This window comes from Limnohabitans sp., assembly GCF_040400975.1.
In the GTDB taxonomy this organism is placed as follows: domain Bacteria; phylum Pseudomonadota; class Gammaproteobacteria; order Burkholderiales; family Burkholderiaceae_C; genus Limnohabitans_A.
The window spans coordinates 95,948-114,648 of sequence record NZ_JBBAPF010000002.1 but is presented as its reverse complement, the minus strand read 5'-3'; the positions used below and the strand labels follow the sequence as shown (position 1 = coordinate 114,648).

The window sequence follows — 18,701 nt, the reverse complement described above, 5'->3', positions numbered from 1 at the left end:
CCCGCCCGTGGGGCGCTAGCAGTAGTGCAGACAAAATAAATTTCATGGAAAGACTTTAGCACAGTTCAATTCGGGCCTTGTCGTGCACCGGACATCACTGGTGCAGGCCGCGCTCATCGGGTTCGTCGGTGGAGGTGCTAATCATGCTGGTAGGTTGTCCCTTGGCCTTTCGCCAAACATAGATCACATAACCGCTCAGCCCATAGGCCACAAACAAGGCAAACAGCACAATGGGCGGGTCGATATTGACCACTGCGATGCCCAAGGCCACCAAAACCAGTGTGGCAAAAGGCACGCTCTTTTTCATGTGCATGTCCTTGAAACTGTAAAAAGGCACATTGGTCACCATGGTCAGGCCTGCGAACAAGCACACAGCAAACATACCCCAGGACACGGCTTTGGCCGGGACGGCGTTGTCAAACATGATCCAAACAAATCCCATCACCAGGGCCGCGGCTGCGGGCGATGGCAACCCCTGAAAGTAGCGCTTGTCCACCACAGCAGTGTTGACATTAAAACGTGCCAGACGCAATGCGGCACAGGCGCAATAAACGAATGCGGCGATCCAGCCCCAACGCCCGAGTTCCTTCAAGGTCCAGACATAAGCAATCAACGCGGGCGCTGCACCAAAAGACACCATGTCAGACAGTGAATCCATTTGCTCGCCAAACGCGCTTTGGGTGTTGGTCATGCGGGCCACGCGTCCGTCCAGGCTATCAAGCACCATGGCGCTGAAGATGCCCACAGTAGCCAGGTCAAAGCGGCCATTGATGGCCATGACGATGGCATAAAACCCAGCAAAAAGAGCCGCCAAAGTGATCATATTGGGCAGCATGTAGATGCCCTTTGAGGGTTTGCGCACAGGCGCCGGAACCTCAGAGTCTTCTGCGACTTCGTTTGCGTTGGTTTTACTCATCGTCCATTCCTGTTTCAGTTTGTTGGCGCCATCCCTGTCAGTCAAGTTTAAGGCAGACCGAGCGCCCAAGAAAAAGGCCACCGCAGTGGCCTTTTCCAATTTTGCCCAATGGCAGGATCAGTTGCGGGTCTTGTCAACCAGCTTGTTCTTGGCAATCCAAGGCATCATGGCGCGCAGCTGTGCGCCAACGACTTCGATGGAGTGCTCCGAAGTCAAACGGCGGCGGGCCGTCATGCTGGGGTAGTTGGTTTTGCCTTCCAAAATGAACATCTTGGCGTATTCACCCGTCTGGATGCGCTTCAAGGCATTGCGCATGGCGACACGCGACTCCTCGTTGATCACTTCTGGACCTGTCACGTACTCGCCGTACTCGGCGTTGTTCGAGATCGAGTAGTTCATGTTGGCAATGCCGCCTTCATAGATCAGATCCACGATCAGCTTCAACTCGTGTAAGCACTCAAAGTAAGCCATTTCAGGGGCGTAACCGGCTTCCACCAAGGTCTCGTAACCCATCTTGATCAGCTCGACGGCACCACCGCAAAGAACAGCCTGCTCACCGAACAGGTCGGTCTCAGTCTCTTCCTTGAAGTTGGTTTCGATGATGCCGGCCTTGCCGCCACCATTGGCCATGGCGTAGCTCAGGGCCAACGCGCGGGCCTTGCCGCTCTTGTCCTGGTGAATCGCCACCAGGTGGGGCACGCCGCCACCTTGGGTGTAGGTGTTGCGCACGGTGTGGCCTGGGGCCTTGGGGGCAACCATCCACACATCCAAGTCTTCGCGGGGAACGACCTGGTTGTAGTGCACGTTGAAACCATGGGCAAACGCCAGCGAAGCGCCTTGCTTGATGTTGGGGGCCACGTTGTTGGTGTAAACCTCGGCGATTTGCTCGTCGGGCAACAAGATCATGACCACGTCTGCGGTCTTGACCGCATCGTTGACTTCCATCACCGTGAGACCGGCTTTGCCGACTTTGTCCCACGATGCGCCGCCTTTGCGCAGACCGACCACCACTTTGACGCCGCTGTCGTTCAGGTTCTGAGCGTGCGCGTGGCCTTGCGAACCGTAACCAATGATGGCAACGGTCTTGCCCTTGATGACGCTCAAATCACAATCTTTGTCGTAAAAAACTTTCACAGGGTTCTCCTTAGGAATAAAACAGGTTCAAGAGCTGAGTTTAGACGCGCAGGATGCGCTCGCCGCGCCCGATACCGCATGCACCCGTGCGCACGGTCTCCAAGATGGCACTGCGGTCGATCGCCTCCAAAAAGGCGTCGTTCTTCAATTGGTCACCGGTGAGTTCGATCGTGTAGCTCTTGTCGGTGACATCAATCACACGGCCACGGAAGATGTCGGCCATGCGTTTCATTTCTTCGCGTTCCTTACCCACCGCACGCACCTTGACGAGCATCAGCTCGCGCTCGGTGTAAGCGCCTTCGGTCAGGTCGACCACCTTGACCACCTCGATCAGGCGGTTCAGGTGCTTGGTGATTTGTTCAATGACATCGTCAGAGCCCGCGGTCTGGATGGTCATGCGCGACAAACTGGGGTCTTCGGTCGGGGCCACGGTCAAGGACTCGATGTTGTAGCCTCGTGCCGAAAACAGCCCCACCACGCGGGACAAGGCGCCCGCTTCGTTTTCAATCAATACAGCGATGATGTGTTTCATGTGTGATTCCTCTTCTCGCCGCCCTCCCCTGCGCACGGTAATGCGCAGGCTTGGCGGGCAATAGATTCGTCCAGTGGGAAAAATTTAAAGATCTTCAGAACCCATCAGCATCTCGGTGATGCCTTTGCCAGCCTGAACCATGGGGAACACGTTTTCAGTGGGGTCCGTGCGGATATCCAGGAAAACCGTGCGGTCCTTGAGCCTGCGAGCTTCGCGCAAAGCAGGCTCCACGTCCTCAGGCTTTTCCACCAAGATGCCAACGTGGCCATAGGCCTCGGCCAACTTCACGAAGTCGGGTAAAGCATCCATGTAGCTGTGGCTGTAACGACCGGAATAATCAATCTCCTGCCACTGTCGCACCATGCCCAAGTAACCGTTGTTCAGGGCCACGACTTTGATGGGCGTGTTGTACTGCAGGCAGGTTGAGAGCTCCTGAATGCACATTTGCACCGAGCCTTCACCTGTCACGCAATACACCTCGCTGTCGGGCTTGGCCAACTTGATGCCCATAGCGTAAGGAATGCCCACACCCATGGTTCCCAGACCACCGGAGTTGATCCAGCGGCGAGGCTCGTTGAACTTGTAATACTGGGCAGCCCACATCTGGTGTTGGCCCACATCGGAGGTGATGTAAGCGTCAGCGTCCTTGGTCATGTCCCACAAGGTCTCGATGACCTTTTGCGGCTTGATGACCAAGCTGTTGTTGCTGTCGTACTTCATGCAATCACGGCTGCGCCACCCCTCGACTGTCTGCCACCACTGCGCCAGTGCCTGAATGTCGGGCTTGAGGCCGGACTCGCGGATCATGCCCATCAACTCGATCAACACGTCTTTCACATCACCCACGATCGGCACATCCACCTTGACCCGCTTGGAAATGCTGGAAGGATCGATATCGATGTGGATGATTTTGCGTTCGTTTTGCGCGAAATGCTTGGGGTTGCCAATCACGCGGTCGTCAAAACGAGCACCCACGGCCAGCAAAACGTCACAGTTTTGCATGGCGTTGTTGGCTTCGAGCGTGCCGTGCATGCCCAGCATGCCCAGGAACCGACGGTCATTGGCCGGAAACGCGCCCAAACCCATCAAGGTGTTGGTGACCGGGAAGTTCAACATGTCCACCAGTGCGCGCAACTCGGGGCTGGCATTGCTCAGCAACACACCGCCGCCGGTGTAGATGTAAGGGCGCTTGGCCGACATCAACAGCTGCATGGCTTTGCGGATCTGGCCACCGTGGCCCTTGCGCACCGGGTTGTAGGAGCGCATCTCCACCTTGTCGGGGTAGCCGTTGAACATCACTTTGTTGAACGACACATCCTTGGGCACATCCACCACCACAGGGCCAGGGCGGCCTGTGCGGGCAATGTGGAAGGCTTTTTTCATGACCTCGGCCATGTCCTTGGCGTCTTTGACCAAGAAGTTGTGCTTGACGATGGGGCGCGTAATGCCCACGGTGTCGCACTCCTGGAAGGCATCGAGGCCAATGGCCGCAGTGGGCACCTGCCCGCTGATGATGACCATGGGAATACTGTCCATGTAGGCGGTGGCAATGCCGGTCACGGCATTGGTCAGGCCAGGACCCGAAGTGACCAAGGCCACACCGACCTCGCCTGTGGCGCGGGCATAACCGTCTGCGGCGTGCACAGCGGCTTGCTCATGACGCACCAGAACGTGCTGGATAGTTTCTTGCTTGTAAAAAGCGTCGTAGATGTGGAGCACGGCCCCACCAGGGTAGCCCCAGACGAACTGAACGTTTTCGGCCTGGAGCGCTTTGACCAGAATTTCAGCCCCACGCAATTCTTGGCCAGAAGAAGCGACGGACGCAGCGGATGCCATTTCGGCTTTGTTGATTTCCATATATTCAACCTTTGTGAATTTCTCTAACGAAAAACCTTGGGTGCCCCTGGGCGCGACTCTTGTGAAGTGGCTTTGGGACTTGAGACCACAGACATGGGCACCAAACTGTAAAAGTGCCGGACGGTGATCCGTTTGCTTTTTTTCAATTGCAACCTAGGATTATGGCACTGTTAGAAAACTGACCAAGCTTGCCATTTCACGGCCAACGTCTCAGTGCCATAATCTGTGTCGCCTTCGGGTGCTCCTACCCGCACCCCAAAGCACCATCACCACAGGACACAGCATCGCTGTTCAACAAGTTGGCCTCGGATTTAGAACTGTCTGACTTTCTGAAAAGCGCGGAGAAAAAGGCTTTCAAAAGAGCTTATTTCCACGTCCGGGATGAAGAGGCCGCATTGGACATTGTCCAAGACAGCATGATCAAGTTGTGCACCAACTATGCGGACAAGCCTTTGTCCGAGATCCCCCTGCTGTTTCAGAGGATTTTGTCCAACACCGTTCTGGATTGGTTCCGACGTCGAAAGACGCGCAACGCCCTGTTTTCAAACCGGGATGACTTTGAAAACGATGAAAGTCCCGGTCACTTTGAGTCTATTGAGGTCCTTCCGGGGGATACCGACTTACCATCCCAGCAAAGCGCTGAGTCCTTGGTCTCACGCATGCAAACCGTTGTGCAAATTGAAAAGGCCGTCATGAATTTGCCTCCACGTCAACGAGAAGCCTTCCTGCTGCGTTATTGGGAGGAACTGGACGTGTCTGAAACCGCTGCAGTGATGGGTTGCTCTGAGGGCAGCGTCAAAACCCATTGCTCCCGCGCCATTTTGGCACTGAGTAAAACCTTGTCAGACCAGGGCATGAAGCCATGAAAAACCCCATCACCCACACTGCCGACATGGACCTTTGGGGCCACACTTTCACGAAGCAACTCGACTTGGCCACCCAAAACATGGGCCATGACATCTGCGAGCGCTTGCGGATTGCGCGTGTCCGAGCCCTTGAATCCCGCCCCGCCCCCATCCGCCTGATGCGTTATCGAACCGCACTTCAAGCCAATGGTTCGCTGACGGGTCACGGTGAAGGTTTGAACCTGTGGCGCATCCTTGCCTCCGCCTTGCCCTTGGTGGCCTTGGTCATGGGCCTCATTTTGGTGCAAGCCATTCAGCAAGAACTCACCGAATCCGACATCGCCTCCATTGACTCTGCACTTTTGCTGGACGACCTGCCCCCAGACGCCTACACCGACCCGGGCTTTTTGCAATTCCTGAAAGTCCAACTGGTTCAGCCCACCCGAAATGATTGATCAGGGTTTGCACCGGCCGGATACCGCCACAAAGCCGACCGCACCACCGCCCCAAAGAACCCAGCTGATGCTGTTTGGCTGGGTGGCTTGGTGCCTTTTGCTGGCTGGCTTGCCCGCGCTGGCACAAAGCCCTTCGTCGACCTCCCCCGCATCAGCCTCTGTCCCTGCGGCGGAGACAGCCACAGCGGAAACGCTTCCCTCAACATCGTCAGCACCGCGCACAGAAGCCTCTATGGCGGCTGAACAGCGTACAGCACCGGCACCTGAGAAAGCTGCTGAAGAGTCTCGTGCATGGGCCTCCTTGAGCAAGAGACAAAAACAAGCCTTGCTGCCCCTGAACGACAAATGGGATGAGTTGACTCCCCAGCAAAAACAAAAATGGTTGATCTTGGCCAGAGGTTTTTACCAGCTGAGCGACCCTGAACAAGTGATCTTGCATGGACGCATGCGGGAATGGGCTGCACTCAGCCCACGCCAACGCAGCCTTGCACGTTTTAACTTCAATACCACCCAGTCCCTGTCCATTGAAGACAAACGCGCGCAATGGGAGGCCTATCAGCAATTGTCAGAGGCTGAAAAAGACAAACTCAGCACCGGCATCAAGTCCCCTCTGAAAAGTGGTGCACGCAGCACAGCCCCGCCCAACAAGCGTCTGGTGAAACCTCCGCCCATCCCAGCCGAAGGCAATCTCATTTTCCAAACCATCGCGCCCCGCCAGCCGGTCAACCCCAAAACCCTGCTGCCGCAACCCGCTGACGCCAAATCCAAACCTTCATGAGCCCGCGCAAGCCTGACACCCCCACGCCCGACGCCACGGCACCCACACCCCCTCATAGCATCCCCCTTCAGGCCCCCTCTATCAAGCGGCGCATGGCCTGTTGGTTGTACGAAGGCATGCTTCTTTTTGGGGTTGTCTTCATTGCGGGCTATCTGTTCAGCAGCCTGAGTCAGACCCGCCACGCCCTGGACAACCGCCCCGGCTTGCAGGCTTTCCTGTTTTTGATTCTTGGCATTTACTTCACCTGGTTTTGGCACCGGGGCCAGACCCTGGCCATGAAAACCTGGCACGTCAAAGTCGTCAGCGCGCAAGGCCTGCCCCTGAGCCAAAGCCGCGCCCTGCTGCGCTATGTGTTGAGCTGGATGTGGTTTTTGCCCCCCCTGTTGCTGACCATCCCCTTAGGCCTACCTCCCGGCTCGATCGGTCTGCTCATCTTTGTCTGGGTCTTTGTCTGGGCTTGGCTCAGCCGCTTTCATCCCCAGCGCCAGTTCTGGCACGACGCTTGGGCGGGCACACGGCTGGTTTCTGCTGTCTGAACAACCCATGAACCAGCCCCTTTCACCCCCAACCGCACAGCCGGCCTTTTCGGTCTGCGTCTACTGCGGCTCCAAACCCGGCAACCAAGCCGAATTTGCCCAAATTGCGGTGCAAGTAGGCACCTGGATCGGCACGCATGGTGGTCAATTGGTCTATGGTGGCGGGCGCAACGGCCTCATGGGCCTGGTGGCCGAAGCCACCATGGCGGCGGGCGGCACGGTGGTCGGCATCATCCCGACCGCCTTGGTTGAAAAAGAATGGGCGCACCACGGTTGCACCGAGTTGCATGTGGTGGACACCATGCACGAACGCAAACGCCTGATGGCCGACAAAGCCGATGCCTTCTTGGCCCTACCCGGCGGCATCGGCACGTTTGAAGAGCTGTTTGAGGTATGGACCTGGCGTCAACTGGGCTACCACGACAAACCCGTGGGCATCCTCAACAGCTTGGGCTATTACGACAGCTTGATGGCCTTCATTGGCCAAGTGGTTAACCAGGGTTTCATGGCCGACTGGCAAACCGAACTGGTGACACTGGGCACCGAGCCCGAAGCGCTGCTGCAAAGTTTGGTACAAAAAGCGGGCTTTTCACCCCGCGCCAAGGTCGAACTGATTTGATCGACTGACCAAGGCGCGGTGGCTGCACCACCACCCGCCACCTGTGAACCATGCAGGCCTTGGCATCAAGGCCCTGCAATCCCCCATCAAATCGCGGTTTCGTCCTGCTCACCCGTGCGGATGCGCACCACGCGCTCGACCGTAGTCACAAAAATCTTGCCATCACCGATCTTGCCGGTGCGAGCAGCCTTGATGATGGCGTCCACGCAGCTGTCCACATCGTCGTCCTTGACCACCACTTCCACCTTGACTTTGGGCAAAAAGTCGACCACGTACTCGGCACCCCGGTACAGCTCGGTGTGGCCTTTTTGACGGCCAAAACCTTTGACTTCGGTCACCGTGAGGCCCGTCACGCCGCATTCGGCCAAGGCTTCACGGACTTCTTCCAATTTGAAAGGTTTGATGACGGCGGTGATCTGCTTCATGTGAAATGTCCTCGAAAAATAGAGAGCGCCTGGTTTCAGGCCCGAAATTTGTTGGTCATAGGATAACGCCAATCCTTGCCAAAACTGCGGTGCGTCACGCGAATGCCCACGGGCGATTGACGGCGTTTGTACTCGTTGAGCTTGATCAGGCGGGTCACTTTCTCCACATCGGCCCGCTCAAAGCCGTCAGCAATCAACGCCTCCACGCCTTCGTCGTTTTCCATGTAGCGCTGAATGATCGCATCCAGCACCTCATACGCTGGCAAGCTGTCCTGGTCTTTCTGGTCGGGGCGCAACTCGGCGCTGGGCGGCCGGGTGATGATGCGCTCAGGAATCGGCTGACTGCCCGTGCCATAGGGGTCGTTCAGGTTGCGCCAGCGGGCCAGGTCAAACACACGGGTCTTGACCACGTCTTTGATGACCGCAAAACCGCCCGCCATGTCGCCATACAGGGTGCAATAACCCGTGGCCATCTCGCTCTTGTTGCCGGTGGTCAGCACAATGGCCCCGGTTTTGTTGGACAGCGCCATGAGCAGCGTGCCGCGAATGCGGGCCTGGATGTTTTCTTCGGTCGTGTCTTCTTTCAGTCCCTCAAACTGGAGCGACAGCGCCTGCTTGAAGCCATCAAACAGCGGCGCAATCGAGATCTCGTCATACCGCACGCTCAAGCGCTTGACCATGTCGCGCGAATCGATCCAGCTGATGTCGGCCGTGTAGGGCGAGGGCATCATCACCGCGTGGATCTTGTCGGCCCCAATCGCATCCACCGCAATGGCCAACACCAGCGCCGAATCGATGCCGCCCGACAGGCCCAAAATGGCGCCCTTGAAACCGTTCTTGCCCAAATAGTCGCGCACGCCCAGCACCAGCGCATCCCACAACTCGGCATCGGCACTGGCCAAAGGCACCAAGGCATCGGCCGCAGCGGTCAACGTCAAACCCTGCTGGCCAACCGTTGCCTGCACAGCCAAATCGGCCTCGCGAAAGCCCTCGGCCCGCGCCACGGTGTCGCCCTGGGCATTGAGCGCAAACGAGCGCCCTTCAAAAATCACCTCGTCCTGGCCGCCCACCAAGTGGGCGTAAATCAGGGGCAAACCGCAATCGGCCACGCGCTCGCGCATGCGCTGCTCGCGCTCCGGGCCCTTGCCCGCATGAAAAGGCGAAGCGTTCAGCACGGCCAGCATTTGCGCGCCCTCGTCTCGCGCCAGACGAGCCGGTTCGTCAAACCAAGCGTCTTCGCAAATCAACAGACCTACCCGCACGCCCTGGACCTCGAACACGCCCACGCCATGACCGGGGGTGAAGTAACGGTGCTCGTCAAACACCTGGTAGTTGGGCAGCTCGCGCTTGTCGTAAGCGCAGACCACCTGCCCCTCGCAGAGCACGCTCGCGCGGTTGTGGCGGCGCGTGACGGCCACGCTGCGGGTGCGCAGGCCGCCGCCTTCGGGGTGGCCCACCACCACATGCAAACCTTTTAACCCAGCCAGTTCGCGGGCCACTGTTTTCAGGGCATCATCACAGGCATCCATGAAGGCGGGGCGCAGCAACAAATCTTCGGCCGCATAACCGCAAATCGACAGCTCGGGCGTCAACACCAGGCGCGCACCCTCGGCATGCGCCCGGGTGGCGAAATCGATGATCTTGCGGGCATTGCCCGGCATGTCACCGACGACAAAGTTGAGCTGGGCCACACGAATTTGGAGAGTCATACAGGTGCTGGAAAATGTGAGCTTGAATTATGTCACCCGGGTGCAAGACGACCTGGGTGCCATCGCACCTGAAGCCTGGGACGGCTTGCTCGCCCGGCAAGATGCGCCATCCCCCTTCATGCAGCATGCCTATTTGTCGGCCATGCAGACCAGCCAATCGGCCGCGCCCGAGTCCGGCTGGACGCTGCAAGTCATCAGCCTGTGGCGCAGCACCCCGCAAGGCGATGTGTTGGCCGCTGCCTGCCCGCTCTACCTCAAGGCCCATTCGCGCGGTGAATACGTGTTTGACCACGCCTGGGCCGACGCCTACCAGCGCCACGGCCTGGACTATTACCCCAAAGCCCTGGTCGCCCCACCCTTCACCCCGGTGCCTGGCAGCCGCCTGCTGGCCGAATCTGACGACGCCCGCCAAGCCCTGCTGGCCGCCTTGCTGGACATCTGCCAAACCAACAACATCCCCTCGCTGCACATCCTGTTTGGCAGCGCGCAAGACCTGCAGGCCTGCGAACAAGCCGGGCTGCTGCAGCGTGACCAGGTGCAGTTCCACTGGCAAAACCAGGGCTGGCGCGACTTCGATGACTTTTTGGCCAGCCTGACGCAAGAAAAGCGCAAAAAAATCCGGCAAGAACGCCGCAAAGTGGCTGATGCGGGCGTCACGTTTCACGCCGTGCGCGGCCCCGACATGACGGACGCCGACTGGGCCCTGCTGCTGCGTTGCTACCAACAAACCTATTGGGAACACGGCAATGCACCGTATTTGACCCCGGCGTTTTTTGAGTCCATGCGCCGCGACATGGCGGCCAACTGGCTGCTGTTTGTGGCCGAACACGAGGCACAGCCCATAGGCATCAGCCTGATCGGCCTGCACCTGAACGCCCAAGGCCAGCCCGAAGTGGCTTACGGCCGTTACTGGGGCGCGCTGGCCCGGGTGGACTGCCTGCACTTTGAAGCCTGTTATTACCAGCCTATTGATTGGTGCATCCAAAACGGCCTCAAACGCTTTGAAGGCGGCGCACAAGGCGAACACAAAATGGCCCGTGCCCTGCTGCCCACACCCACGCACAGCGCCCACTGGCTGGCGCACCCGTCGTTTTCTGAGGCGGTGGCGAGGTATCTGGAGCGGGAAAAAGCGGGGGTGGAGAACTACCTGGAAGCGCTCAATCAGCACTCGCCGCTGAAAAAGTTGCCATAAATCAGCCGCCATGAAAAAACGCCCGCACGGCGCAGGCACTGCAGGCGTTGGGTGCCACAGCCAGCGCCCAACAAGGTGAACGCTAACCCAGCCGCATCAGGCCTTGGTTTTGTTGTAAGCCGCGATGCCGTCCAAAATTTCCTTGTGCGCGGATTCTTTGCCTTCCCAGCCCAACACCTTGACCCACTTGCCTTTTTCAAGGTCTTTGTAGTGCTCAAAGAAGTGAGCGATCGCGTTGCGGCGCATCGCGTTCACATCTGAGATGTCTTGCCAGTGGTCGTACATCGGCAAAATTTTGCTGGTCGGCACAGCCACCACCTTGCCATCCACACCGGCCTCGTCTTCCATCATCAAAATGCCCAGGGCACGGCAGGGCACCACCACACCGGGGTGCAAGGCGTAAGGGGTGATCACCAACACGTCCACCGGGTCTCCGTCGCCAGACAGGGTTTGGGGCACGTATCCGTAATTGGTGGGGTAGTGCATGGCCGTGGTCATGAAACGGTCCACGAACAAGGCGCCGGTTTCCTTGTCCACTTCGTACTTGATCGGATCGGCGTTCATCGGGATTTCGATGATCACGTTGAAAGTTTCGGGCGCTTGTTTGCCGGGGGTGACGTTGTCGAGGGACATCTTGCAGGTCTCGGGGTGAAAAGTTAATGAAAAACGAAGATCACTAGGGATTAACCCCGATTTTACTTTCACAAGGCTTGCGCAGATCGTGATCCAGCCTCTTTAATGTGCTGTTGGCCAATCGTTCTCCGGTTTCGGTGATCGAGGAAGCAACGCCATGGAGGGGTCTCCAGTGCGTTGCCCCTCTGTTCAGCGACAACCATCGAGGAGTTCAACGATGACAGGAAATTCAGCGCTCATTCTGGCGCTCGTATGTGGTTTGATTGCCGTGGCTTACGGCATTTGGGCCCGAGGGTGGATCCTTTCTCAAGATGCCGGCAATGCCCGGATGCAGGAAATTGCAGCGGCCATTCAGGCCGGTGCGGCGGCCTACTTGGCCCGGCAATACAAAACCATCGCCATCGTCGGCGTGGTGCTGGCCATCCTGATGGCCATCTTTCTGGATGGCATCACCGCCATCGGCTTCGTGATCGGTGCGGTGCTCTCTGGCGCGTGCGGTTTCATCGGCATGAATGTGTCGGTCAAAGCCAACGTGCGCACGGCCCAAGCCGCCACCAAAGGCATTGGCCCGGCGCTGGACGTGGCGTTTCGGGGTGGTGCCATCACCGGCATGCTGGTGGTGGGCTTGGGTTTGTTGGGTGTGTCCGGTTTTTACTGGTTTTTGGTCGGCAACGGCAACCTGACACCCGACAAGAACCTGGCCAATTTGCTCAACCCCCTGATCGGCTTTGCCTTTGGCTCTTCGCTGATCTCAATTTTTGCCCGACTGGGCGGCGGCATTTTCACCAAGGGCGCTGACGTGGGGGCCGACCTGGTGGGCAAAGTGGAAGCCGGCATTCCCGAGGACGATCCACGCAACCCCGCTGTGATTGCCGACAACGTGGGCGACAACGTGGGCGACTGCGCTGGCATGGCCGCCGATCTGTTCGAGACGTATGCCGTGACCTTGATCGCGACCATGGTGCTGGGAGCCTTGCTGATTTCAGCTGCCCCAGGTCAGGCCGTGCTGTACCCGCTGGCCTTGGGCGCGGTGTCCATCATCGCCTCCATCATTGGTTGCTTCTTCGTCAAGGCCTCTCCGGGCATGACCAATGTGATGCCTGCGCTCTACAAAGGCTTGGCTATCTCGGGTGTGCTGTCCTTGATCGCCTTTTACTTTGTCACCACCTGGCTGATACCTGACAACGCCCTGGGCGCTGCGGGCAGCCAAATGAAACTGTTTGGCGCCTGTGCTGTGGGTCTGGTGCTCACGGCCGCCTTGGTCTGGATCACTGAGTTCTACACCGGCACCCAATACGCCCCGGTGCAGCACATTGCGCAAGCCTCGACCACCGGCCACGGCACCAACATCATCGCTGGCCTGGGCGTGTCCATGCGCTCAACGGCTTGGCCTGTGATGTTTGTCTGCCTGGCCATCTGGACCGCGTACGCTCTGGGTGGCCTGTACGGCATTGCCGTGGCGGCTACATCCATGCTGAGCATGGCGGGCATCGTGGTGGCGCTGGACGCTTATGGTCCCATCACCGACAACGCGGGTGGTATTGCAGAAATGGCTGAAATGCCCAGCAGTGTGCGCGACATCACCGACCCGCTGGATGCCGTGGGCAACACCACCAAGGCCGTGACCAAGGGTTACGCCATCGGCTCGGCAGGCCTGGCCTCGCTGGTGCTGTTTGCCGACTACACCCACAAACTGGAGGCCTACGGCAAAGCCATCAGTTTTGACTTGTCCGACCCTCTGGTCATCATTGGTCTGTTCATTGGCGGGCTGATCCCCTACCTGTTCGGGGCCATGGCCATGGAAGCGGTGGGCCGTGCTGCAGGCAGCGTGGTGGTTGAAGTACGTCGCCAGTTCAAGGAGATCCCCGGCATCATGGAAGGCACGGCCAAGCCCGAATACGGCAAGGCTGTGGACATGCTGACCACAGCCGCCATCAAGGAAATGGTCATTCCCAGCCTGTTGCCGGTGGTGGTGCCGGTGCTGGTCGGTTTGATCTTGGGCCCCAAGGCGCTGGGCGGTTTGTTGATGGGTACCATCATCACCGGCCTGTTTGTGGCGATTTCCATGTGTACCGGCGGTGGTGCTTGGGACAACGCCAAGAAATACATCGAAGACGGCCATCACGGCGGCAAGGGCTCAGACGCCCACAAAGCGGCCGTGACCGGTGATACGGTGGGAGACCCTTACAAGGACACCGCTGGCCCGGCGATCAACCCGCTGATCAAGATCATCAACATCGTGGCGCTGCTGATCGTGCCTCTGGTCATGCAGGTTCACGGCACCTGACCCCCTTTGCAAGGTCTGACAGGCCCGCTTCGGCGGGCCTTTTTTTGTACCCGGCTGATCGCACAGATCGATGTCCCGTGGGTGATTTTCAAAATCCTGCCCGGGTTCACAATAGCCCCATGCAAATGAACTTCATCGCCAACCAATCGACCCCTGCCCTGGCCGGCCAAACCATCGACGTGCTCGACCCGTCTGACGGGCAGGTGTTCGATCAGATCCCGCGCAGCCAGGCGGCCGACATCGACCAAGCGGTGCAGGCTGCTCGGGCCGCCTTCAACGGCCCCTGGGGCAAGTTGAGCGCCATGGAGCGTGGTCGCTTGCTCATGAAGCTGTCGCAAAAAGTGAGCGAGCACGCCGCCGAGCTGGCCGCGCTGGAACAGCGCGATTGCGGCAAACCCACCAAACAGGCTGCCGCCGACTCGATAGCTTTGGCGCGGTATTTTGAGTTTTATGCCGGGGCTTGCGACAAGCTGCACGGCGAGACCCTGCCTTATCAAAATGGCTACAGCGTGCTGACCTGGCGCGAGCCGCATGGCGTGACGGGCCATGTGATTCCCTGGAACTACCCGATGCAGATTTTTGGCCGCAGTGTGGGCGGCGCTTTGGCCGCAGGGAATGCCTGCGTGGTCAAACCGGCCGAAGACGCCTGCCTGAGCCTGATCCGGGTGGCGCAGCTGGCCGCCGAGGTGGGCTTTCCGCCGGGGGCCATCAACATCGTCACCGGCTATGGCCACGAAGTGGGCGACGCGCTGGCGCGGCACCCGGGCATTGACCACATCAGTTTCACCGGTAGCCCGCGCGTGGGCACGCTGATCCAACAAGTGGCGGCCGAGCGGCACTGCCCAGTGACCCTGGAGCTGGGCGGCAAGAGCCCTCAGATCATTTTTGACGACGCCGACCTGGACGCAGCCATTCCCGTCGTGGTCAATGCCATCGTGCAGAACTCGGGCCAGACCTGCAGCGCGGGCTCACGTGTCTTAATTCAGCAAGGCATTTACGAGCCGCTGTTGAAACGCCTGGGCGAGGCCTTTGGCCGCTTGCAGGTCGGCTCGGCCGCCATGAACCTGGACTTGGGGCCGCTGATCCGCGCCAGCCAGTTGGCGCGTGTCACCGGCTTTCTGGACCAAGCCCGCGCCGATGGCATCACGGTGGTCGCCCAAGGGCACATTGCGGTGGGCGTGCCTGCGGGTGGCTTTTACCAGGCCCCCACATTGCTGCGCGACGTGCCGGTGATGCACCGACTGGCCCAAGAAGAAGTGTTTGGCCCGGTGCTGTCGGCCATGTCCTTCACCGACGAAGACCACGCGGTCGAATTGGCCAATGCCACCGAGTTCGGCTTGGTCGCCGGTATCTGGACGCGCGACGGTGGGCGGCAATTTCGCATGGCCAAGCGCGTGCGCAGCGGCCAAGTGTTCATCAACAACTACGGCGCAGGCGGCGGTGTGGAACTGCCCTTTGGCGGCGTCAAATCGTCGGGCTACGGCCGCGAAAAAGGGTTTGAAGCCCTGATGGGTTTCACCACCCTGAAAACCGTGGCCATCCAACACGGCTGAAGTGCCCGCATTCGGGCTTGTGTTTCTTGACCATGCTGCCAGCTCGGCGTAATGGCTCGGGCACAATCAACCCCCATGTCTGAACGTGTCATTCCGCTGGTTGACCAGCGCCATCCCAGCTTGCCCTTGCCCCCGCTGCCTGCGGGGCATGACCTGAGCTCATTGCCGTTGGATGGGCTACGCCGCCCGCTGACCGATTTGCGCATCAGCGTGACCGACCGCTGCAACTTCAGGTGCAGTTACTGCATGCCCAAAGAAGTCTTTGACAAAGACTACGCCTACCTGCCTCAAAGCCATTTGCTGAGCTTTGAGGAAATCACCCGCATCGCCAACGTGTTTGTGGGCCGGGGCGTGCGCAAAATTCGCCTGACGGGCGGTGAGCCCCTGCTGCGCAAGAACATCGAAATCCTGATCGAGCAATTGTCCGCGCTGCGCACGCCCGACGGCCAGCCACTGGATTTGACACTGACCACCAACGGTTCGCTGTTGGCGCGCAAGGCTCAAAGCCTCAAAGATGCCGGGCTGCAACGCGTGACAGTGAGCCTAGACGGCCTAGACGACACCGTCTTTCGCCAGATGAACGATGTGGACTTTCCGGTGGCCGATGTGCTGGCCGGGATCGAGGCGGCTAGGGCTGCGGATCTTGGCCCCATCAAGGTCAACATGGTGGTCAAACGCGGCACCAACGAACACGAAATCTTGCCCATGGCGCGGCATTTCCAGGGCACGGGCATTGTTTTGCGCTTCATCGAGTACATGGACGTAGGCGCGACGAACGGCTGGTGCATGGACGAGGTGCTGCCCAGCGCCGAAGTGGTGCGTCGCTTGCATGCCGAGCTGCCCCTGGTGCAACTCGACCCAGCGGCCCCCGGCGAGACCGCCGAGCGCTGGGGCTATGCCAACGCCCAAGGCGAGCACGACCCGTCGCTGGGCGAGATCGGCGTGATCAGCAGCGTGACGCAGGCGTTTTGCGGCGACTGCAACCGCGCCCGTCTGTCGACCGAAGGGCGCTTGTATTTGTGCCTGTTTGCCAGCCAAGGTTATGACCTGCGTCAACTGCTGCGTGACCCGCTGCAATCCGATAACGCACTGGCCCAAACGGTGGACGCCGTCTGGCGCGGGCGGACTGACCAATATTCGGTGCTGCGCAGCCTGCGCGGCCCAGACACCGCCAGCGGCCCCGGCCGCCGGGTGGAAATGAGCTACATCGGAGGCTGAACGCCATGAACCACAACACACCGGGCATCACCGGCCTCATCCTCGCAGGTGGGCGCGGCTCCCGCATGGGCGGCTCCGACAAAGGTCTGCAAAACTTCCACGGTCTGCCCTTGGCCTTGCAAACCTTGATGCGCTTGCAGATACAAAGCCTGCCGCTGCAAGAAGTGATGATCAACGCCAACCGCAACTTGGCAGCCTATGAATCGTTGGGTGTGGCCGTCTGGCCTGACAGCATCGACGGTTTTGCCGGGCCTTTGGCGGGTTTTTTGACGGGCCTTGAACGCTGCGAAACCCCTCTGTTGCTCACCGTGCCTTGCGACTCGCCGCTGTTTCCGCTCGATTTGGTGGAGCGACTGGTGCAAGCTCTGCACGAGCAAGACGCCGACATGGCCATGGCCGCAGCCCCAGAAGGAGATGGCACGGTGCGCCCTCAACCGGTGTTTTGTTTGCTCAAGCTGGATTTGCTTGAAAGTCTGGTCAAGTTCACCCAAAGCGGCGGCCGCAAAATTGATGCTTGGACCGCTCAACACCGCTGCGCCATCGTGCCCTTTGACTTGCCTGGCGACAGCCCGCATGCTTTTTCCAACGCCAACACGTTGGCTGAATTGCAGCAACTCGAGTCTCTTTGAAACCTGACGCACGACAGCGCCGTGCCCCATCGCCATTGCTATAGCCATGACCACCCCAGCCCTGTCCATTGATCAGATCGCCGAACGACTGCAAGGCTACGACCCACAGGCCTTGTCGGCCAGCCAGGTCAACGCGTTTTTGACCCAACTGGTGCAGCCCGTGCGCGAACAAGAAACCGTGCCGCTGATGCAGGCCTACGGCCGCATCCTGGCGCAGGACGTGGTTTCGCCCATCAGTGTGCCGCCGCACGACAACTCGGCCATGGACGGCTACGCCCTACGCGGCGCTGAACTCCTGAGCGACCGCCCCACGCCACTCAAAGTGGTGGGAACAGCATTTGCGGGCGCCGCGTGGCAAGGCACGGTGCAAGCGGGTGAATGCGTGCGCATCATGACCGGGGCCATCATGCCCTCAGGTCTCGACACCGTGGCACCGCAAGAACTGGTGAAGCTTGACGGTGACACCGTGCACATCCCACATGGCTTGCTGCAAGCAGGCGACAACCGCCGCCTTTTAGGCGAAGACCTCATGGCCGGTCAGCCCGCCTTGCGTGCCGGGATGCGACTGACCCCTGCCGCCTGCGGCCTGTTGGCCAGCTTGGGGCTGCCCAGCATCACCGTTTGGCGCAGGCCCAAGGTGGCTTACTTCTCAACCGGCGACGAAATCCTGAGCCTGGGCGAAGTGCCCCGCGAAGGCGCGGTGTACGACAGCAACCGCTACACCGTGGCGGGCCTGGTGCAGGCGCTGGGCTGCGAGTTGATTGACATGGGTGTGGTGCGCGACGATCCAGCGGCTCTGGAGCAGGCCTTTGTCGATTCTGCCGCGCAGGCAGACGCTATCATCACCAGCGGTGGTGTGAGCGTGGGCGAGGCCGACCACACCAAGGCCATGATGAAAAAACTGGGCGATGTGGCGTTTTGGCGCATCGCCATGCGCCCCGGCCGCCCCATGGCGGTGGGCCGCATCACTCAGGGTGAGCGCTCAGCCGTGCTGTTTGGCCTGCCCGGCAACCCGGTGGCGGTGATGGTGACTTTTGCCGCCTTTGTGCGCCCGGCCCTGCAGCAGCTCATGGGTTGGCAAGCGCCTGCCTTGCCCCTGCTCAAAGCCAAAAGCACGGAAGCCCTGCGCAAAAAACCCGGCCGCACCGAATACCAGCGTGGCATTGTCAGCACCAACGCAGCAGGCGAGTTGCAAGTCAGCATCACCGGCAACCAAGGCTCTGGCGTGCTCAGCTCGATGGTGCAAGCCAACGGCCTGATCGTCTTGGGCCACACCCAAGGCAATGTGGCCGTGGGTGACGAGGTGGAGGTCATGATGTTTGACGGGCACCTGTGAGCTTGTATGCCTCAAAGATATGAAAAAAGCGGCCAAGGCCGCTTTTT

Annotated in this window: 18 protein-coding genes; 11 read left to right on the top strand and 7 right to left on the bottom strand. The window is 59.5% G+C overall.

From position 1 onward, the window contains the following. Positions 1-94: 94 nt before the first annotated feature. The 4 genes from pssA to ABWQ00_RS02465 form a co-directional block, all read right to left on the bottom strand. Positions 95-916 carry a CDP-diacylglycerol--serine O-phosphatidyltransferase gene (pssA, locus tag ABWQ00_RS02480; protein WP_353237081.1) on the bottom strand — a complete coding sequence of 274 codons (822 nt, stop codon included), beginning with the start codon at positions 914-916 and terminating at the stop codon, positions 95-97. A gap of 117 nt (positions 917-1,033) precedes the next feature. Continuing rightward, positions 1,034-2,050, bottom strand: coding sequence for a ketol-acid reductoisomerase (ilvC, locus tag ABWQ00_RS02475; RefSeq protein ID WP_353237080.1), 1,017 nt, complete (start codon positions 2,048-2,050; stop codon positions 1,034-1,036). Positions 2,051-2,090: 40 nt separating this feature from the next. Beyond that, positions 2,091-2,582 carry an acetolactate synthase small subunit gene (gene ilvN, locus ABWQ00_RS02470; RefSeq protein ID WP_353237079.1) on the bottom strand — a complete coding sequence of 164 codons (492 nt, stop codon included), beginning with the start codon at positions 2,580-2,582 and terminating at the stop codon, positions 2,091-2,093. Positions 2,583-2,666: 84 nt separating this feature from the next. After that, positions 2,667-4,439, bottom strand: coding sequence for an acetolactate synthase 3 catalytic subunit (locus ABWQ00_RS02465; protein ID WP_353237078.1), 1,773 nt, complete (start codon positions 4,437-4,439; stop codon positions 2,667-2,669). A gap of 299 nt (positions 4,440-4,738) precedes the next feature. Here ABWQ00_RS02465 and ABWQ00_RS02460 point away from each other — a divergent pair, with 299 nt between their 5' ends. The 5 genes from ABWQ00_RS02460 (at position 4,739) to ABWQ00_RS02440 (ending at position 7,672) form a co-directional block, all read left to right on the top strand. Then, positions 4,739-5,305, top strand: coding sequence for an RNA polymerase sigma factor (locus ABWQ00_RS02460; protein WP_353237077.1), 567 nt, complete (start codon positions 4,739-4,741; stop codon positions 5,303-5,305). Next, positions 5,302-5,739 (top strand): DUF3619 family protein, encoded by a 438-nt coding sequence (locus ABWQ00_RS02455; RefSeq protein WP_353237076.1) that lies wholly within the window; start codon positions 5,302-5,304, stop codon positions 5,737-5,739. Before ABWQ00_RS02460 ends, ABWQ00_RS02455 begins: the two co-directional genes overlap by 4 nt. A gap of 232 nt (positions 5,740-5,971) precedes the next feature. After that, a complete protein-coding gene (locus ABWQ00_RS02450) occupies positions 5,972-6,517 on the top strand; it encodes a DUF3106 domain-containing protein (RefSeq protein WP_353237075.1) in 546 nt (181 codons plus the stop codon). Further along, positions 6,514-7,053 carry an RDD family protein gene (locus ABWQ00_RS02445; protein WP_353237074.1) on the top strand — a complete coding sequence of 180 codons (540 nt, stop codon included), beginning with the start codon at positions 6,514-6,516 and terminating at the stop codon, positions 7,051-7,053. The genes ABWQ00_RS02450 and ABWQ00_RS02445 overlap by 4 nt, the downstream gene beginning before the upstream one ends. 7 nt (positions 7,054-7,060) lie before the next feature. Beyond that, positions 7,061-7,672, top strand: a complete 612-nt coding sequence (locus ABWQ00_RS02440) for an LOG family protein (protein ID WP_353237073.1) — start codon at positions 7,061-7,063, stop codon at positions 7,670-7,672. An 86-nt stretch (positions 7,673-7,758) separates the two neighbouring features. On the opposite strand, the gene ABWQ00_RS02435 is transcribed toward ABWQ00_RS02440, so the two are convergent. Then, positions 7,759-8,097 carry a P-II family nitrogen regulator gene (locus tag ABWQ00_RS02435; protein ID WP_353237072.1) on the bottom strand — a complete coding sequence of 113 codons (339 nt, stop codon included), beginning with the start codon at positions 8,095-8,097 and terminating at the stop codon, positions 7,759-7,761. Positions 8,098-8,132: 35 nt separating this feature from the next. Beyond that, positions 8,133-9,806 carry an NAD+ synthase gene (locus tag ABWQ00_RS02430; RefSeq protein WP_353237071.1) on the bottom strand — a complete coding sequence of 558 codons (1,674 nt, stop codon included), beginning with the start codon at positions 9,804-9,806 and terminating at the stop codon, positions 8,133-8,135. A 4-nt stretch (positions 9,807-9,810) separates the two neighbouring features. Between ABWQ00_RS02430 and ABWQ00_RS02425 the strand changes: the two genes are divergently transcribed. Then, positions 9,811-10,998 carry a GNAT family N-acetyltransferase gene (locus ABWQ00_RS02425; protein WP_353237070.1) on the top strand — a complete coding sequence of 396 codons (1,188 nt, stop codon included), beginning with the start codon at positions 9,811-9,813 and terminating at the stop codon, positions 10,996-10,998. 96 nt (positions 10,999-11,094) lie between these two features. Here ABWQ00_RS02425 and ppa read toward each other — a convergent pair whose 3' ends face one another. Then, entirely contained in the window at positions 11,095-11,631 is a 537-nt protein-coding gene (gene ppa / locus ABWQ00_RS02420) for an inorganic diphosphatase (protein ID WP_353237069.1), read from the bottom strand. Positions 11,632-11,848: 217 nt separating this feature from the next. On the opposite strand from ppa, the gene ABWQ00_RS02415 reads away from it, so the two are divergent. The 5 genes from ABWQ00_RS02415 (at position 11,849) to moeA (ending at position 18,654) form a co-directional block, all read left to right on the top strand. After that, positions 11,849-13,918 (top strand): sodium-translocating pyrophosphatase, encoded by a 2,070-nt coding sequence (locus ABWQ00_RS02415; protein ID WP_353237068.1) that lies wholly within the window; start codon positions 11,849-11,851, stop codon positions 13,916-13,918. A gap of 119 nt (positions 13,919-14,037) precedes the next feature. Next, positions 14,038-15,471 carry an aldehyde dehydrogenase family protein gene (locus ABWQ00_RS02410; protein ID WP_353237067.1) on the top strand — a complete coding sequence of 478 codons (1,434 nt, stop codon included), beginning with the start codon at positions 14,038-14,040 and terminating at the stop codon, positions 15,469-15,471. A gap of 75 nt (positions 15,472-15,546) precedes the next feature. Further along, positions 15,547-16,689, top strand: a complete 1,143-nt coding sequence (gene moaA / locus ABWQ00_RS02405) for a GTP 3',8-cyclase MoaA (RefSeq protein WP_353237066.1) — start codon at positions 15,547-15,549, stop codon at positions 16,687-16,689. Positions 16,690-16,694: 5 nt separating this feature from the next. Beyond that, positions 16,695-17,318: a molybdenum cofactor guanylyltransferase MobA gene (gene mobA, locus ABWQ00_RS02400; RefSeq protein ID WP_353237065.1), complete on the top strand. Its 624-nt coding sequence runs from the start codon at positions 16,695-16,697 to the stop codon at positions 17,316-17,318. Positions 17,319-17,364: 46 nt separating this feature from the next. After that, complete coding sequence (moeA, locus tag ABWQ00_RS02395) at positions 17,365-18,654, top strand: molybdopterin molybdotransferase MoeA (protein ID WP_353237064.1); 1,290 nt, start codon at positions 17,365-17,367, stop codon at positions 18,652-18,654. The last annotated feature ends 47 nt before the right edge of the window (positions 18,655-18,701 follow it).

Excerpts from the sequence above, each read along its gene's own strand:
- moeA (WP_353237064.1), top strand. The coding sequence starts at position 17,365 with ATGACCACCCCAGCCCTGTCCATTGATCAGATCGCCGAACGACTGCAA.
- pssA (WP_353237081.1), bottom strand. The coding sequence starts at position 916 with ATGAGTAAAACCAACGCAAACGAAGTCGCAGAAGACTCTGAGGTTCCG.
- ABWQ00_RS02455 (WP_353237076.1), top strand. The coding sequence starts at position 5,302 with ATGAAAAACCCCATCACCCACACTGCCGACATGGACCTTTGGGGCCAC.
- ppa (WP_353237069.1), bottom strand. The coding sequence starts at position 11,631 with ATGTCCCTCGACAACGTCACCCCCGGCAAACAAGCGCCCGAAACTTTC.
- ABWQ00_RS02465 (WP_353237078.1), bottom strand. The coding sequence starts at position 4,439 with ATGGAAATCAACAAAGCCGAAATGGCATCCGCTGCGTCCGTCGCTTCT.
- ABWQ00_RS02430 (WP_353237071.1), bottom strand. The coding sequence starts at position 9,806 with ATGACTCTCCAAATTCGTGTGGCCCAGCTCAACTTTGTCGTCGGTGAC.
- ilvN (WP_353237079.1), bottom strand. The coding sequence starts at position 2,582 with ATGAAACACATCATCGCTGTATTGATTGAAAACGAAGCGGGCGCCTTG.
- ABWQ00_RS02415 (WP_353237068.1), top strand. The coding sequence starts at position 11,849 with ATGACAGGAAATTCAGCGCTCATTCTGGCGCTCGTATGTGGTTTGATT.
- moaA (WP_353237066.1), top strand. The coding sequence starts at position 15,547 with ATGTCTGAACGTGTCATTCCGCTGGTTGACCAGCGCCATCCCAGCTTG.
- ABWQ00_RS02450 (WP_353237075.1), top strand. The coding sequence starts at position 5,972 with ATGGCGGCTGAACAGCGTACAGCACCGGCACCTGAGAAAGCTGCTGAA.
- ABWQ00_RS02410 (WP_353237067.1), top strand. The coding sequence starts at position 14,038 with ATGCAAATGAACTTCATCGCCAACCAATCGACCCCTGCCCTGGCCGGC.
- ABWQ00_RS02445 (WP_353237074.1), top strand. The coding sequence starts at position 6,514 with ATGAGCCCGCGCAAGCCTGACACCCCCACGCCCGACGCCACGGCACCC.
- ABWQ00_RS02435 (WP_353237072.1), bottom strand. The coding sequence starts at position 8,097 with ATGAAGCAGATCACCGCCGTCATCAAACCTTTCAAATTGGAAGAAGTC.
- mobA (WP_353237065.1), top strand. The coding sequence starts at position 16,695 with ATGAACCACAACACACCGGGCATCACCGGCCTCATCCTCGCAGGTGGG.
- ABWQ00_RS02440 (WP_353237073.1), top strand. The coding sequence starts at position 7,061 with ATGAACCAGCCCCTTTCACCCCCAACCGCACAGCCGGCCTTTTCGGTC.